Below are 15323 nucleotides of genomic sequence, written 5' to 3'. Positions count from 1 at the left end.
CATGATGACCAAGAAAGAGCAGCGTCTTCGCCGTGCCCGTCAGACCCGCATCCGCATTGCAACGCAAGGCGTGGCGCGTCTGACCGTGACCCGCACCAATTTGCACATCTACGCCAGCGTGATCTCCGGCGACGGCGCCAAGGTGCTGGCCAGTGCCTCCACGGCCGAAGCCGACGTGCGCAAGTCGCTCGGCGCCTCGGGCAAGGGTGGCAATGCCAACGCCGCCCAGTTGATCGGCAAGCGTATCGCCGAGAAGGCCAAGGCGGCCGGCGTCGAGACGGTGGCGTTCGACCGCTCAGGTTTTGCGTACCACGGCCGCGTCAAGGCGCTGGCCGATGCGGCACGTGAAGCTGGCTTGCAGTTCTAAGCAGATCGGAATTAAAGATGGCTAAAGTTCAAGCAAAGATGCAGGGCAAAGGGGCCGAGGGTCCTGAGGACGGCCTGCGCGAGAAGATGATCGCGGTCAACCGCGTGACCAAGGTGGTCAAGGGTGGCCGTATCCTGGGTTTCGCAGCACTGACCGTGGTCGGTGATGGCGACGGCCGCGTCGGCATGGGCAAGGGCAAATCCAAGGAAGTGCCGGCTGCCGTGCAGAAGGCCATGGAAGAGGCCCGCCGCAACATGCTGAAGGTGTCGCTCAAGAACGGCACCCTGCACCACCAGGTGATGGGTCGTCACGGTGCCGCCAACGTCATGATGGCGCCGGCACCCAAGGGTACCGGCATCATCGCCGGCGGCCCGATGCGCGCCATTTTCGAAGTGATGGGCATCACCGACATCGTGGCCAAGAGCCACGGTTCGACCAATCCCTACAACATGGTTCGCGCCACGCTGGACGCTCTGAGCAACTGCAGCACCCCTGCGGGTGTGGCGGCCAAGCGCGGCAAGACCGTTGAAGAACTCTTCGCTTAATCGGGAGTTACAGACATGGCTAAGCAACAAACCGTCAAGGTCCAGCTGGTTCGCAGCCCGATCGGCTGCAAGGAATCTCACCGCGCCACCGTGCGTGGCCTGGGCCTGCGCAAGCTGAACAGCGTCAGCGAACTGCAGGACACCCCTGCCGTGCGCGGCATGATCAACAAGATCGACTACCTGGTCAAGGTTCTCTAAGAGGCTGATGATGGAACTCAATAGCATCAAGCCCGCAGCGGGCGCCAAGCACGCCAAGCGTCGCGTCGGTCGCGGCATCGGCTCCGGCCTGGGCAAGACTGCCGGTCGCGGCCACAAGGGTCAGAAATCCCGTTCGGGCGGTTACCACAAGGTCGGCTTCGAAGGCGGTCAGATGCCCATGCATCGCCGTCTGCCCAAGCGCGGTTTCAAGTCGCATCTGCTCAAGTACAACGCCGAGATCACTCTCAGCGCGCTGGAGCAGCTGGGCGCCGACACTGTCGACATCCTCACGCTCAAGCAGGCCGGTCTGGTCGGCGAGCTGGCCAAGGTGATCAAGGTCATCAAGTCCGGCGAGATCAAGAAGGCTGTCAAGCTCAATGGCATCGGCGCTACCGCCGGCGCCAAGGCTGCCATCGAGGCAGCCGGCGGCAGCGTGGCCTGAAAACTGGATCGAGAGTAGAACCAAGTGGCAACGAACGCGGCTCAGATTGCAAAAACCGGCAAGTACGGCGACCTGCGTCGCCGGCTGGTCTTTTTGCTGCTCGCACTGGTGGTGTACCGCATCGGTGCGCACATTCCGGTGCCGGGCATCAATCCGGACCAGCTCAAGGCCCTGTTCGACGGCCAGCAGGGCGGCATCCTGAACCTGTTCAACATGTTCTCGGGTGGCGCGCTGTCGCGTTTCACGGTGTTCGCGCTGGGCATCATGCCGTACATCTCGGCATCGATCATCATGCAGCTGCTGACGTACGTGCTGCCCGCCTTCGAGCAGATCAAGAAGGAAGGCGAAGCCGGCCGTCGCAAGATCACGCAGTACACGCGTTATGCGACGCTGGGCCTCGCGATCTTCCAGTCGCTCGGCATTGCCGTGGCGCTCGAGAGCTCGCCCGGTCTGGTGATGGCCCCCGGTTTCGGTTTCCGCATGACGGCGGTCGTCACCCTGACGGCCGGTACCATGTTCCTGATGTGGCTGGGTGAGCAGATCACCGAGCGTGGCCTGGGCAATGGCATCTCGATCCTGATCTTCGGCGGTATCGCCGCAGGTCTGCCGGGCGCCATCGGTGGTTTGCTGGAGCTGGTACGTACCGGCGCCATGAGCATCATCGCTGCCCTGATCATCGTGACGCTGGTGGTCCTGGTGACCTACTTCGTGGTGTTTGTCGAGCGCGGCCAGCGCAAGATTCTGGTGAACTATGCACGTCGCCAGGTCGGCAACAAGGTGTATGGCGGCCAGTCTTCGCACCTGCCGCTCAAGCTGAACATGGCCGGTGTGATTCCGCCCATCTTTGCGTCGTCGATCATCCTGCTGCCGGCTACCGTGGTGAGCTGGTTCAGCAGCGGCGATTCGATGCTGTGGCTCAAGGACATCGCCAGCAGCCTGACGCCGGGACAGCCCATCTATGTGATGCTGTACGCCTCGGCCATCGTGTTCTTCTGTTTCTTCTACACGGCGCTGGTGTTCAACAGCCGTGAGACGGCCGACAACCTGAAAAAGGGTGGCGCCTTCATTCCGGGCATCCGCCCGGGTGACCAGACCGCGAAGTACATCGACCGCATCCTGTTGCGTCTGACGATGGCCGGTGCTATCTACATCACGTTCGTCTGTCTGCTGCCCGAGTTTCTGATTCTGAAGTACAACGTGCCGTTCTATTTCGGTGGCACCTCGCTGCTGATCATCGTGGTGGTGACCATGGATTTCATGGCCCAGGTGCAGAACTACATGATGTCGCAGCAATATGAATCGCTGCTGAAGAAAGCCAATTTCAAGGCTACGCCAGGTGTCTGAAAGAGATGGCGAAAGACGATGTGATTCAGATGCAGGGCGAGGTGGTGGAGAACCTGCCGAACGCGACCTTCCGCGTGAAGCTGGAAAACGGCCACATCGTTCTGGGACATATTTCCGGCAAGATGCGGATGCATTACATCCGTATCCTGCCGGGTGACAAAGTGACTGTCGAGTTGACGCCTTACGACTTGACGCGGGCACGGATCGTATTCAGGGCCAAATGAATTTGCAGGTTCCGGATAGTCTGGAATCAGGCGTTAGAAGTTTTAGGAGAGTGAAATGAGAGTTTCGGCTTCGGTCAAAAAAATTTGCCGCAACTGCAAAATCATCCGCCGCAAGGGTGTGGTGCGCGTGATCTGCACGGATCCCCGCCACAAGCAGCGTCAAGGCTGATTGCAAGAGTTATAGAGGACGAAAATGGCACGTATCGCTGGCATCAACATTCCGCCGCATAAGCATGCAGAAATTGGCTTGACCGCCATCTTCGGCATCGGTCGCACAAGCGCTCGCAAGATCTGCGATGCCTGCGGCATTGCATATTCCAAGAAGATCAAGGATCTGACCGACTCTGATCTGGAAAAAATCCGCGACCAGATCGCCGGTATCACCATCGAGGGTGACCTGCGTCGCGAGACCACGATGAACATCAAGCGTTTGATGGACATCGGCTGCTACCGCGGCTTCCGTCATCGCCGTGGCCTGCCCATGCGCGGTCAGCGTACGCGTACCAATGCCCGTACCCGCAAGGGTCCGCGCAAGGGCGCCGCAGCACTGAAGAAATAAACTGGCATTGAAAGATCACCATGGCTAAAGCTCCCGCCAATAATGCCGCGCAGCGTGTGCGCAAGAAGGTTCGCAAGAACGTGGCTGACGGTGTCGCCCACGTGCACGCCTCCTTCAACAACACCATCATCACGATCACCGATCGCCAGGGCAATGCCCTGTCCTGGGCCTCGTCTGGTGGCCAGGGCTTCAAGGGTTCGCGCAAGTCCACACCGTTCGCTGCCCAAGTGGCGTCCGAAGTGGCTGGTCGCGCTGCCATGGAGCAGGGCATCAAGAACCTCGATGTCGAGATCAAGGGTCCCGGCCCGGGTCGCGAGTCTTCGGTGCGCGCTCTGGCCGCACTGGGCATCCGCATCAACCTGATCTCCGACGTGACGCCGGTGCCGCACAACGGCTGCCGCCCGCAGAAGCGTCGCCGCATCTAAGCGGTACGCAGTTTTTTAACAAGCCCACCGCCACCGGCATTGCGCTGGTGGCTCCCGCAGGCAACTGCGGAAGTTGACATAGAAGGAAGTTCAAGTGGCACGCAATCTCGGCCCCAAGGCCAAACTCTCCCGCCGCGAAGGCACCGACCTGTTCCTCAAGAGCGCCCGTCGCTCGATTGCGGACAAGGCCAAGTTCGACTCCAAGCCCGGCCAGCACGGCCGCACCTCGGGCGCCCGCACCTCCGACTTCGGTCTGCAGCTGCGTGAAAAGCAGAAGGTCAAGCGCATGTACGGCGTGCTGGAGCGTCAGTTCCGCCGCTACTTCGAGGAAGCCGATCGCCGCAAGGGCAACACCGGTGCCAACCTGCTGTTCCTGCTGGAATGCCGCCTGGACAACGTGGTGTACCGCATGGGCTTCGGTTCGACCCGTGCCGAGGCACGTCAGATGGTTTCGCACAAGGCGATCACCGTGAACGGCAACTCCGTGAACATCCCGTCGTACTCGGTCAAGGCCGGCGACGTGATCGCCGTGCGCGAGAAGTCGAAGAAGCAGAACCGCGTGGTGGAAGCACTGCAATTGGCACAACAGGTCGGCATGCCGGCCTGGGTTGAGGTGAACCTCGACAAGGCCGAAGGCACCTTCAAGAAAGTGCCCGATCGCGACGAATTCGGGTCCGACATCAACGAATCGCTGATCGTCGAGTTGTACTCGAGGTAAACAAGGTACAACGGGGTCGCGCTGCGACCTCGGCCTTGGAGTTTTCGTACCTGACCGGAGGCATTCCGGTCAGGCGCTTCACCAGCCTTACCGGTGTAACGAGCCGGGGGTATTGACAGGAAGTCTGCATGCAAACCAGTCTGCTGAAACCCAAAGCAATCAACGTCGAACAACTCGGCCTGAACCGCGCCAAAGTGGCGCTGGAGCCGTTTGAGCGTGGCTATGGCCATACCCTGGGCAACGCGCTGCGCCGCGTCCTGCTGTCGTCGATGCCGGGTTACGCTGCCACGGAAGTGACCATTGCCGGCGTGCTGCACGAGTACTCGTCGATCGACGGCGTGCAGGAGGATGTGGTCAACATTCTGCTGAACCTCAAGGGTGTGGTGTTCAAGCTGCACAACCGCGACGAAGTCACGCTGAGCCTGCGCAAGGACGGCGAGGGCGTCGTCACCGCCGCCGACATCCAGACCCCGCACGACGTCGAGATCATCAACCCCGACCACGTGATTGCCACGCTGTCGGCGGGTGGCAAGCTCGACATGCAGATCAAGGTCGAGAAGGGCCGTGGTTATGTGCCGGGCACCATGCGCCGTTACGGCGACGAGCCGACCAAGTCGATCGGCCGCATCGTGCTGGATGCCTCGTTCTCCCCGGTCAAGCGCGTGAGCTACACCGTCGAGAGCGCCCGCGTCGAGCAGCGTACCGACCTGGACAAGCTGGTCGTCGAGATCGAGACCAACGGCGCCATCACCGCTGAAGACGCCGTGCGCGCCTCGGCCAAGATCCTGGTGGAACAGCTGGCCGTGTTCGCCCAGCTTGAGGGCAGCGAACTCGCCGCCTTCGACGCACCGGCACCGCGCAGCGGCAGCCAGTTCGACCCGATCCTGCTGCGTCCGGTCGACGAACTCGAACTGACCGTGCGTTCGGCCAACTGCCTGAAGGCCGAGAACATCTATTACATCGGCGACCTGATCCAGCGCTCGGAGAACGAACTGCTCAAGACCCCTAACCTGGGTCGCAAGTCGCTCAACGAGATCAAGGAAGTGCTCGCTTCCCGTGGTCTGACCCTGGGCATGAAGCTCGAGAACTGGCCGCCGGCCGCGCTCGAAAAGCGTTGATTTAGAATCATGACCCGCCCAAGCGGGTCGGACAAGAACCAGCCCCTCAGGGCTGGGTGCACCGGGCAGTACCTGATACGGCTGCCTGTTTATATAAAGAAAGGAAAGCACCATGCGTCACGGACACGGTCTCCGTAAACTCAACCGCACCAGCGAGCACCGCCTCGCTATGCTGCGCAACATGATGAACTCGCTCATCGAGCACGAGGTCATCAAGACCACGGTCCCCAAGGCCAAGGAACTGCGTCGTGTGGTCGAGCCCATGATCACCCTGGCCAAGGAAGCCACGCTGGCCAACCGCCGCCTGGCCTTTGACCGCCTGCGTGACCGCGACAGCGTCACCAAGCTGTTCAACGACCTCGGCCCGCGTTTCAAGACGCGTCCGGGCGGCTACACCCGCATTCTCAAGATGGGTTTCCGCGTCGGCGACAACGCGCCCATGGCCCTGGTGGAACTGGTGGACCGCTCTGCTGAATCTTCTGAGACAGCGAAGGCAGATTAAGCTATAATGCTAGATTACCGCGCGATGGAGCAGCCTGGTAGCTCGTTGGGCTCATAACCCAAAGGTCGTAGGTTCAAATCCTACTCGCGCAACCAACAAGTAAGCGGTCTCCGCTGACAGCAAACGCCCACTTTATGTGGGCGTTTTGCTTTTGTGTCGAGGTTTGTGACGAGGTCTGTGTCGTCACAAAATTCGAAACCTCAGTCCGTGACCATTGGGTGAATGACGAGGCTCACGGCATCTCATCCCAAGGTTAATTTTTCGGTTTCACAGAATCATCCAATGGGCAAGTGCGTCCGTCCCTGATCGGCCACAACCGGCCGTAGCCCCCCTAGAATAGGACCGTGTTTCACGGTACTTGGATTGCAGGTGTTACGGTCTACATTGCGTTTGAGAGCTTGACATATGCAGTTAACATTCATCGGCAGCGGGGATGCATTCGGCAGTGGCGGCCGTCTGAATACATGCTTCCACGTCACCGGCGATAGCGTCAATTTCTTGATTGACTGTGGCGCATCATCCTTGATCGGCCTGAAGGCCAAGCAGGTTGCGCTTCGTGAAATTCAAGCCATCTTTGTCACGCACTTTCATGCGGATCATTTCGGTGGCATTCCGTTTTTCATAATCGACGCGCAGCTTTTTTCCAAGCGAACGGAACCCCTCACCATAGTGGGTCCTCCTGGCTTGCGGAGTTGGTACGAACGCTTCATGGAGACCTCGTTTCCAGGGTCGTCGCGCACGCAACACAAATTCACGCTGTCGCTTGTCGAAATGGAGGCCGGCCAACAAGCCATGACGTTTGCCGGCGTCACGGTCAAACCGTTTCAGGCATGCCACGGGAACCCTGGTGGCCCGTTCTTTTCGTATCGATTGGAAGCGGAAGGCTGCGTGATCGCATACACCGGCGACACGGAGTGGACAGATCATCTGATACAGGCCGCAGCGGATGCCGATCTCTTCGTCGCCGAAGCCTATTTCTTCGACAAGAAAATCAAATTTCACCTCGATCTGAAAACCCTTCTTGAAAAGCTACCTCTCATTCACCCCAAGCGTCTAATACTCACGCATATGAGCGATGACATGCTTGGCCGGCTTGAACACCTGGAACACGAAACGGCATATGACGGCAAGGTCGTTGAGTTCTGAGGTCAATCGCTCCTGCGGATGTCCCTGTGGCTCGCCGCTTCGCCAAAACGAAATTCCGGACGGCAGGTCGCACGTTCAAGTAATACTGGGATGGCCATTTTCATAATGGATGGCGGTTTTTTCAGAGATCAACAGGCGGCTTAGGGCACTAAACAGCCCGGTAGTAACGGATCGGAGGCAGCTTTTTTCGACGTTGAAACGATCCACTGCTACTTGCGAGGCGCACAGATTGATCAGCGGCCTAGCTCACGTCCTCTGGCAAGTGTTCCATCAAATCCTCAACCTTGCATTCAAAGTACAGGCATAACCGATCAACGGTTTCGGTCCCCGTGCCGTATCCCTTCTGATTAAGGATTTTTGACAGCGTCATTCGGTTCAGGCCGGTGGCTGTCGCAATCTCATTGATCGTGACGCGTCGCCCTTCAGCGAACTGCTTCTTCTCAATCATTTCGCCGAGTTTGAATCGAATCATGGTGATAAAAAACGTCGAAAGATAAATAAATTTATCAAAATACTTGCAAAATGAGCTTTTATGTGTATTATTGATAGCAAGTGATAAATATTGTTATCGCTTGCAACCTGAATTGTAAAGGAGCTAGCAATGATAGGGCAGACTTATCTCACTACCGACGAACTGTCTTCAAGGATCAAGTATGACGTCAGAACGATTCGCGAACGTCTCAAAGACAGCGTCTTGATTGAAGGCGTGCACTATCTGCGCCCGTTCGGCGGGCGCAAGATATTGTTCGTATGGGAAGCGATTGAGCGTGACATGAAAGTCGCCTCGATTCAGCAGCCCATCGGTATGGGGGCCATCCCGATGGCGAATGGAGCCGTCCTCCATGGCTAAAGTCACTGTCCGAAAGGAAACAGGGAAGTTGGTTATCGACTTCACCTATCGCGGGGTACGCTGCCGTGAACAAACAGCCCTGCCTGATTCACAACAAAACCGAAAGCGTGTGCAAGGGGTGATCGAAAAAATCACAAAGGCCCAAAAGGACGGCACGTTTAAGTACAGGGACTTTTTCCCTGAGAGTGCGCTTGCCTCACGGTTTGATCCAGGGATTGCGCAAGCAACACCAGCGCCGAGCATTGCTGAATCAATCAATGAAATCAGTACGCCTCTATTCAGCACCTTCGCCAACCAATGGGTCGACGAACACAGCATCGAATGGCGCCGCAGTCATATCAAGTCGCTGGTCTCGACCCTCAACAGCCGCCTGATCCCGCATTTCGGGAACAAGGCGGTCGGCAGTATCACCAAGTCTGACATCCTGGTCTTCCGCGCCACACTCGCCAAAGTTAAAGGTCGCGGAGACAAGGAGGGGCTCTCACCCAAGCGGATCAACGAAATCATTGGCCTGCTGCGCCAGATCCTGAACGAAGCCGCCGACCGATTTGAGTTTACGTCACCGGCGCTCAACATCAAAACCCTGCGCTTGCGTAAAACCGACGTCGACCCGTTCAGCCTGGTCGATGTCCAGCGCATCCTGGCTACGGTCCGGCCGGACTACAAGGACTACTTCGTCACCCGCTTCTTCACCGGCATGCGCACCGGCGAGGTCCATGGGCTCAAATGGAAGTATGTCGACTTCGACCTGCGCATCATCCGCGTGCGCGAAACCTTCGTACTCGGTGAGGACGAATACACCAAGACCGACGGCAGCCAGCGCGACATCCAGATGAGCCAGCCGGTGTTCGACGCGCTTAAAAAGCAGTTCGAGGTCACCGGCAGCGTGTCCGAATACGTGTTCTGCAATCTGATGGGGCAACCCCTGGACAACAAGAACTTTTCTGACAGGGTCTGGTATCCGCTGCTGCGCCATCTCGAGCTCAAGGAACGGCGTCCTTATCAGATGCGCCATACTGCGGCCACGCTGTGGCTGGCATCAGGTGAAGCACCCGAATGGATTGCCCGCCAGCTGGGTCACACCAGCACCGAGATGCTGTTCCGGGTCTACAGCCGCTATGTGCCCAACCTGACCCGCCAGGATGGTTCTGCCATGGAGCGCCTGTTGGCCAGCCGTTTGTCGACGGGAACGATTCAGCAACAGCAAAGCGCATCCGCGTTGCAACAGATCGTTCAGTCTGGAACCCATGGAAGGACGAGTCAGCCCCTGGGTACCGTCCAGCCCACCCAAGCAAAGCCGAGGCTGCGCAGCATCCAGGGTGGCCGCTCTACAGGCAAAGGTCCGACGCAAACCAATGCGTCGACCGATTACTTCGGCGATGCGGAGCCACAACCGCCGCCCTGGGCACAACTGGCTCAGTCTGCCCGGTGGTCAAGCATCCCCGCTGCGCAGCACCTGAGCTAGATCCCATTCCGCAAAGCATTTCACGCCCGGTCTTCTGAAACGCAGAAGCCGGGCCGGGGAGAGCTTTGCCCAAAAACCGTAGCCCCTATTCATCCCTTCACCAATCAGGATTCCTATGAAAAAACTCAGCCCCCGCGTCCAAGCCTTCCTCGCGCAGCAAGGCATCGACCTGCAACACCTCAAAGCGAAACCCGGCGCGAACCCCAAACCCCAGTCCAGTGCGATCACCCCCAAGCCAGAACAAGAAGACATCCATCCCCATTTGAAGCCGGCCGTGGATCCGCAGCAGATCGTGCAGGACACCCTCAAGGCCGTGCGCCATACCGAGCTGCGAGAATTCTTGGAGGCCGTCTTCACTGAGACCGAAGTCCACCAGATCCTCACCACCCGGCACAACGCCCAGGGCTACTACCAGCGCTATGCCATCCAGTACCTGCGGGCAGCGGCAGCGGCCGCCTCCTTCTGGTCGGCCCAGGGCTGGCCGCACCGAGAAGTCATGTATGTGGCCACCCTGATGCAAGGCATCAGGCAACTGCTGGCGCCGTGCATCGTCGGCGGCGCCAGCGTGGACGACGTGATGTTCACCATCGTGCGCACAGCCATGTACCAGCTCGACGACCATGCACCCCAGCAGGCCAGTCTGCTGCGCCTGTGCCTGGGCTGGGGCAATGCCGACGAGATCGATGGCTGCTACATCCCGCAGCTGCAGCAAATCGTCCAGCAGGCGTTGGAGCGTGCCGGACAACGTGAGCACACGCTCACGACGCTGACCAAGCCGCCGCTGTCCTGAGTCCTGGAGGAGCCAGCATGCACAAACCTTTTGCGTTTCACTTCGGCAGTGCCAGCACGCCGCTCGATGCGGTGACCGATATCCATTACCGCGAACGAGCGGCCGCGCAGTTGCCGATCCCGTACAAGCCCGTCAAGGTGTTTCACACCCATGGCCTGCAGGTCGTGGGGGTGCCCGACGAGCTGCTCCGGATCCTGGGCGCTCCCACCATCCGCAAGGCCAACCAGAGCCCGCTGGTGGTGTCGGCCCATTTCGAGACCGAGGCCTGCTTCTACCTGCTGCGCATCCACAGCCGCATCCACATGGCCTTGCCGCGGTAGCTGCGAATTTGAAATCAAAACGTTTCACGCCGGCTCTTGACGAAACCGAATTCTGTGAGAACTTGGATCAAGACCTCTTGAGAAATTGATGCCATGACCACCCTGACCCGAGCCCAGGCTCCGCACGTCCACCCGCCGTAGCGGCGAATCATTGCCGACCCTGCGCCACTGGCGCAACCGGGCATGCCGGCGCGGGCGTCAATACCTACCAGCCAGTTCCTCAAAACCCGCTCCCAGCGGGTCAGGGGAGAGCTTTGCCCGAAGAAACCGAAATCCATCCATTCAAAGGAAAAGAACCATGAGCAAGAAATCCACAGCAGCGACTGCCAAAAAGAGCAGCACCAAAACATCCAGCCCGAAGGCGGCACAGGGCATCAGCCCTGAATTCATTCAAACCGCAGTAGCCATGCGCATGACCCGCAGACCGTCCGACTGGGCGCCAACGCCGGAGCAGAACCCGTCAGGCCAGCCCGCGGTTGTGCATGACTTCGCGGGCCATGTGTTGTTCCTGCTGCCATCGTCTCTCAAGGAAACCCTGGGCGAGGCGGTGTTCAACGCCTGTGTGGCAGACCTGGAAGACCACGAGATGACGGCCATTCACCGGGAGAAGGACACCGTCACCTACATCGGCATGAAATGCATCGCACAGATGTACGCCCCCCCCAAAACGCCGGCGGCCGAGAAAAAAGGCCGTGGCAAGCGGGCGGCCTGACAAGAGCCGGTCCAAACCGCCGCGCCGCAGGGCGCGGCTTTTCATCAAACCAGCAACCGAAATTCAAACCATGGAAACTTCATCCAACAAGCAAACCAGGCCATCGACCATTAGCGAGCGCATCCAGCGCGTCGTGCTCATCATCATGGTGCTGTGCATGGGGCTGTCCCTGCTGATCGTGGCCGTGGGCGGTACGGCCTTCTATCTCTTGGACCGGCATCAGGTCAAGATCGTCAAGTCCACCGAAGCGGCCGGCCAGGTGATGGCCGTCACCCTGAGCGACGGGCTGTTCACCCGTGCCCTGGTGGAAACCAGCATCGGCTTTTATGCCCTGATCGATGGCGCGAGCCTGATCAAGGGCCAGCCGCTCACGCTGGAAATCCGGGGCAACGCGGATCGCTATCTGTGTGATCCGGCCCACCGTTGCACCAGGCTGATAAATACATGGTGAGTGCCCACTCGCTTGCAAACAACTACCCGTCAAACCGAAACACAAGGAAGCTTCAACATGAACAATGACAAAACCAAAGCAGACCCCAGCGATGACGAAGCGCACAGCGATGCGCAGATGCCACCGACGCAAGCGCAGCAGAGCGCCGGCAGCACCGATGCCGGTTGGGGAATGCTCCTGTTCTTCGGTGTGGTGTTTCTCATCATGCTGTCACTGATCTTCTGGCCCTGGACTTACCGGGCCATCAACAGCATCGGCGTGCCGGCACAACGCCAATACATCGGCACGGTGCAGAAGATCACCTATGTCGGCGGATTCGGTGCCAATACCCAGATCGATACCGAAAGCCGGACCCTGCTGCTGAACGGCGTGGCGAACCTACAGAAGGGCGAACGGCTGGAGGAACGCCTGAACCTGATGGACAGTGATGTGTGCAAGGTGGGCACGGATCAGTGTTGGCATCTGATGGGGAGCTGACATGAGCAACCCCAACTCATACGAGGGAGCCGATCCTCCGGCTCTCGATGCTCTGCAAAGGGGCGTGTTGGCCAAGGTGGTGATGAAGTTGCTCGATCTCTGGATGCTGGGTTGCGAGGACCAGGCGGCGCTGTTGGGCATTGCACCTGGCAACAGGGATGTCCTGGATCGCCATCGCCAAGGCGAGCCAATCGGTGCCAGTAGCGAACAGTTCGAGCGCGCGCTGCTTCTACTGGAGATTCATGACAGTCTGCAGATACTTCTGGCCAGCAATGGGAAGTTGGCTGGCCGCTGGATGACCTCCGGGAACAGGGCTTTTGACAATCGCACGCCGCTGGAGGTGATCAAAGCGCAGGGAACGGAAGGTCTGTCGATGGTGCGCTCTTACCTGGAGCGAGCGCGGGGCGCCTCCTAATCGTCAATTGGAGGAATACATGTGGGAGCCGGATCCGTGCGTATTCCGATCCCACCGACCATCTGTGCCGGTTATTGCTGGCTAATTCAAGAACGTCTGCTCCATAGACTGGAAGCGAAAGTGCACCAGCGACGAATGACTGGCAACTCAGTGCCCGTAGTTGCCAGTCGCTAACCATTACTCGTCGCGCCCAAACTGGTTTTTGGACGATGGATGAGGGATACTGGGCAATGCACACAGTCTAGTAGACAAATCACCATCACCAGAGTTGCGTACGGCACCCATGCTGGTGGAGGGATTCCATGAAACAGTCGGTTGCGTTGCGTTGCGTTATCACTATAGGTGCCGGCCTACAGCGCTGTGTCTTTCATCTCAAAGCTCGTAGGTCAATTGCGGAATCTCGCATTTTCATTGCGGCAAGTTGGATATGGGGGGTGAGGGAGCCGCCCAGTGAAATCAACGAAGAACCAGAAAATCAATAGCCCCCATGTTGAACGTTTGCTTGACTACCCAAAAGTGCGCCCAATAATCCAACCCCCAGATTTCTCCATTGCCCCAAGAGCGACAACGTGGTTAGACCCAGCCCGGTCGTTTTACGGCTTCAGTTGCGCCAGGGGCCGCCGCCCCAGTCTGGGGAAGTTCCAGCACAAACTCAGCCCCACCGTCCGGATGGTTGCTTACGATCAGGGTACCGTCGTGCTGTTCCACGATACCGTAGCTGATCGACAGGCCCAGACCCGTACCCTTGCCCACAGGTTTGGTGGTGAAAAAGGGGTCAAATATGCGAGACAGATGTTCTGGCGCGATACCTGGCCCGTTGTCACGCAGGTGCAGCTGCACACGGGCATTTATCAATGCAGTGTCGATCCAGACCACAGGGGGGGATCTGCCCACGCTGTTGGCTGCGTCCAATGCATTTTGCAGCAAGTTCATCAGCACTTGTTGCAGCTGGCCTGCGCTGCCCGTCACGATGCACGGAACCCCGGGCTGCCAGTGCACTTCGAAACTGGGGGGTGCACCTTTGCGTACCCAATGGATGGCGCGCTCGATCACTTTGTTCAGGTCGACCGGGGCACGCACCTCGGGGTCCATGGCGGAGAAACGCTTGAGGCCATTGACAATGTCCGCCGTGCGCTGCGCGCCTTCGAGCGTGCCTTCGATCAGCGATGGCAGGTCGCCCAGAAGGTGATCAATGCGCAACTTGTTGCGCATTTCCTCCAGCTGTTCTGCCGCTTCGCCAGCATGCACGACCTTCAAGTACCGGCGCAGTCGGTCACAGTATTTGGTAAGCGCGTGCACATTGCCCAGCACAAAACTGATGGGATTATTGAGCTCGTGCGCAACTCCCGCTACCAGTCTGCCCAAAGAGACCATTTTTTCGGAGTGAATCAGTTGTTGTTGTGCACGTTTGAGAGCTTCATGCGTAGCGCGCAGTTCGTGATAAGCCCGTTTGATTTCTGCTGTGGGCCGGGCCACAAATACAGTGCCCAGGCGTCGGCCGCTGGCGGCGATGCGAGGCGTGCAGTTCGCATCTACCGACACGCTCTGGCGCTGTGTGTCAAGCAAGTTTAGTTCCAGCCCTTCACCTCGGCGCGGTGGGTTGGTGTTGTCCAGCACGGCGCGCACCCGCTCCTCACTTTGCGCATCGGCCAGCAGCTCATACACCGAGGTGCCGCGCAAAACGGCGTCACTGCGACCCACCAGCTCACACAGGGCGGTATTGGTCTCCTCAATCACACCCAACTCATTGCATACCAGCAGCACATCCGACATGGCCGAGAGCACGCTGAAGATGAATTGCTGTGATTGCTCTAGCTCGGTGTTTTTTTTCTCCAGTTCGACCTCATCATGGATCAGCTGAGAGTACACCTCGTCCATTTTTTGGATCACATCCAACCAGGTGGCCTCATCCACGCCTTCCATGGGGCCGTTCGGCATCAGTCCTTCCAGGCCTTTGGCCCGGATCGGTGAAGCGTTGGCAGATGGCGGTAGCGGAACCATGGTGTACGGCAGGCTTCCAAGGGAGGTCTGGATATCAGTCGAAGCTGTATTTCACCATAAACCGAAAACTGCGTGGCTCGCCAGGATGGTAATGCAGATCAGTCACTGGGGCTGCTTCTCCAGGCAACCGCGAGGCGTAGATGTATTCCATGTCGGGAAAGCGTTGGTTGGTAAGGTTTGGGCTGCTGCCGGTTCCGTGGACACCCACCTAAGCTTCTGAAGCTTTCTCGAAGTCTATCGGACTGACGTAACCG

Annotated in this window: 23 protein-coding genes and 1 tRNA gene; 22 read left to right on the top strand and 2 right to left on the bottom strand. The window is 58.7% G+C overall.

Features of this window, described 5'->3' with window-relative positions; genetic code table 11:
- Position 1 precedes the first annotated feature (1 nt).
- The 14 genes from rplR to AC1RRP_RS16285 all read left to right on the top strand — a co-directional run bounded on the left by rplR (position 2) and on the right by AC1RRP_RS16285 (position 7588).
- Entirely contained in the window at positions 2 to 367 is a 366-nt protein-coding gene (rplR, locus tag AC1RRP_RS16350; protein ID WP_493038018.1) for a 50S ribosomal protein L18, read from the top strand.
- Between the two features lie 17 nt (positions 368 to 384).
- Positions 385 to 912 carry a 30S ribosomal protein S5 gene (gene rpsE / locus AC1RRP_RS16345; RefSeq protein ID WP_057674007.1) on the top strand — a complete coding sequence of 176 codons (528 nt, stop codon included), beginning with the start codon at positions 385 to 387 and terminating at the stop codon, positions 910 to 912.
- A 15-nt stretch (positions 913 to 927) separates the two neighbouring features.
- Complete coding sequence (gene rpmD / locus AC1RRP_RS16340) at positions 928 to 1110, top strand: 50S ribosomal protein L30 (RefSeq protein ID WP_322273723.1); 183 nt, start codon at positions 928 to 930, stop codon at positions 1108 to 1110.
- 10 nt (positions 1111 to 1120) lie between these two features.
- The gene (gene rplO, locus AC1RRP_RS16335) at positions 1121 to 1552 is read left to right on the top strand and encodes a 50S ribosomal protein L15 (protein WP_057677136.1); all 432 of its coding nucleotides are present in this window, start codon (positions 1121 to 1123) and stop codon (positions 1550 to 1552) included.
- A 24-nt stretch (positions 1553 to 1576) separates the two neighbouring features.
- Positions 1577 to 2896, top strand: coding sequence for a preprotein translocase subunit SecY (gene secY / locus AC1RRP_RS16330; RefSeq protein ID WP_057674005.1), 1320 nt, complete (start codon positions 1577 to 1579; stop codon positions 2894 to 2896).
- A gap of 5 nt (positions 2897 to 2901) precedes the next feature.
- A complete protein-coding gene (infA, locus tag AC1RRP_RS16325) occupies positions 2902 to 3120 on the top strand; it encodes a translation initiation factor IF-1 (protein WP_006297869.1) in 219 nt (72 codons plus the stop codon).
- Between the two features lie 55 nt (positions 3121 to 3175).
- The gene (gene rpmJ / locus AC1RRP_RS16320; protein ID WP_011481465.1) at positions 3176 to 3289 is read left to right on the top strand and encodes a 50S ribosomal protein L36; all 114 of its coding nucleotides are present in this window, start codon (positions 3176 to 3178) and stop codon (positions 3287 to 3289) included.
- A 24-nt stretch (positions 3290 to 3313) separates the two neighbouring features.
- Complete coding sequence (rpsM, locus tag AC1RRP_RS16315; RefSeq protein WP_057674004.1) at positions 3314 to 3679, top strand: 30S ribosomal protein S13; 366 nt, start codon at positions 3314 to 3316, stop codon at positions 3677 to 3679.
- Positions 3680 to 3699: 20 nt separating this feature from the next.
- Complete coding sequence (gene rpsK / locus AC1RRP_RS16310) at positions 3700 to 4104, top strand: 30S ribosomal protein S11 (RefSeq protein ID WP_057674003.1); 405 nt, start codon at positions 3700 to 3702, stop codon at positions 4102 to 4104.
- Positions 4105 to 4198: 94 nt separating this feature from the next.
- Complete coding sequence (gene rpsD / locus AC1RRP_RS16305; RefSeq protein WP_174253426.1) at positions 4199 to 4822, top strand: 30S ribosomal protein S4; 624 nt, start codon at positions 4199 to 4201, stop codon at positions 4820 to 4822.
- Between the two features lie 128 nt (positions 4823 to 4950).
- Positions 4951 to 5940 (top strand): DNA-directed RNA polymerase subunit alpha, encoded by a 990-nt coding sequence (locus AC1RRP_RS16300; RefSeq protein WP_493038011.1) that lies wholly within the window; start codon positions 4951 to 4953, stop codon positions 5938 to 5940.
- A gap of 112 nt (positions 5941 to 6052) precedes the next feature.
- Positions 6053 to 6442: a 50S ribosomal protein L17 gene (gene rplQ, locus AC1RRP_RS16295; RefSeq protein ID WP_493038009.1), complete on the top strand. Its 390-nt coding sequence runs from the start codon at positions 6053 to 6055 to the stop codon at positions 6440 to 6442.
- Positions 6443 to 6460: 18 nt separating this feature from the next.
- Positions 6461 to 6537, top strand: a tRNA-Met gene (locus tag AC1RRP_RS16290).
- A 310-nt stretch (positions 6538 to 6847) separates the two neighbouring features.
- Positions 6848 to 7588 carry an MBL fold metallo-hydrolase gene (locus AC1RRP_RS16285; RefSeq protein WP_322273707.1) on the top strand — a complete coding sequence of 247 codons (741 nt, stop codon included), beginning with the start codon at positions 6848 to 6850 and terminating at the stop codon, positions 7586 to 7588.
- A 241-nt stretch (positions 7589 to 7829) separates the two neighbouring features.
- On the opposite strand, the gene AC1RRP_RS16280 is transcribed toward AC1RRP_RS16285, so the two are convergent.
- Positions 7830 to 8036 (bottom strand): helix-turn-helix domain-containing protein, encoded by a 207-nt coding sequence (locus tag AC1RRP_RS16280; RefSeq protein ID WP_493038007.1) that lies wholly within the window; start codon positions 8034 to 8036, stop codon positions 7830 to 7832.
- A gap of 153 nt (positions 8037 to 8189) precedes the next feature.
- Here AC1RRP_RS16280 and AC1RRP_RS16275 point away from each other — a divergent pair, with 153 nt between their 5' ends.
- The 8 genes from AC1RRP_RS16275 (at position 8190) to AC1RRP_RS16240 (ending at position 13068) form a co-directional block, all read left to right on the top strand.
- Positions 8190 to 8438, top strand: coding sequence for a hypothetical protein (locus AC1RRP_RS16275; RefSeq protein ID WP_322273703.1), 249 nt, complete (start codon positions 8190 to 8192; stop codon positions 8436 to 8438).
- Positions 8431 to 9903, top strand: coding sequence for an Arm DNA-binding domain-containing protein (locus AC1RRP_RS16270; RefSeq protein WP_322273701.1), 1473 nt, complete (start codon positions 8431 to 8433; stop codon positions 9901 to 9903). Before AC1RRP_RS16275 ends, AC1RRP_RS16270 begins: the two co-directional genes overlap by 8 nt.
- A 115-nt stretch (positions 9904 to 10018) precedes the next feature.
- Positions 10019 to 10693, top strand: a complete 675-nt coding sequence (locus AC1RRP_RS16265; RefSeq protein WP_493038004.1) for a hypothetical protein — start codon at positions 10019 to 10021, stop codon at positions 10691 to 10693.
- A 17-nt stretch (positions 10694 to 10710) separates the two neighbouring features.
- Complete coding sequence (locus AC1RRP_RS16260; protein ID WP_493038002.1) at positions 10711 to 11013, top strand: hypothetical protein; 303 nt, start codon at positions 10711 to 10713, stop codon at positions 11011 to 11013.
- Positions 11014 to 11311: 298 nt separating this feature from the next.
- On the top strand, positions 11312 to 11725 hold the full coding sequence (locus tag AC1RRP_RS16255) for a hypothetical protein (protein ID WP_322273696.1): 414 nt from the start codon (positions 11312 to 11314) through the stop codon (positions 11723 to 11725).
- A gap of 70 nt (positions 11726 to 11795) precedes the next feature.
- The gene (locus tag AC1RRP_RS16250; protein WP_322273695.1) at positions 11796 to 12176 is read left to right on the top strand and encodes a hypothetical protein; all 381 of its coding nucleotides are present in this window, start codon (positions 11796 to 11798) and stop codon (positions 12174 to 12176) included.
- 57 nt (positions 12177 to 12233) lie between these two features.
- Entirely contained in the window at positions 12234 to 12653 is a 420-nt protein-coding gene (locus AC1RRP_RS16245) for a hypothetical protein (RefSeq protein WP_322273694.1), read from the top strand.
- Between the two features lies 1 nt (position 12654).
- Positions 12655 to 13068, top strand: coding sequence for an MbcA/ParS/Xre antitoxin family protein (locus AC1RRP_RS16240; RefSeq protein ID WP_322273692.1), 414 nt, complete (start codon positions 12655 to 12657; stop codon positions 13066 to 13068).
- 573 nt (positions 13069 to 13641) lie between these two features.
- On the opposite strand, the gene AC1RRP_RS16235 is transcribed toward AC1RRP_RS16240, so the two are convergent.
- Entirely contained in the window at positions 13642 to 15006 is a 1365-nt protein-coding gene (locus AC1RRP_RS16235; RefSeq protein WP_322273691.1) for a sensor histidine kinase, read from the bottom strand.
- Between the last annotated feature and the right edge of the window lie 317 nt (positions 15007 to 15323).

The organism is Hylemonella sp. GW821-FHT12C09 (assembly GCF_058807395.1).
Note: the sequence above shows the minus strand (reverse complement) of the source record. Positions and strands in the feature narration are given on the sequence as shown.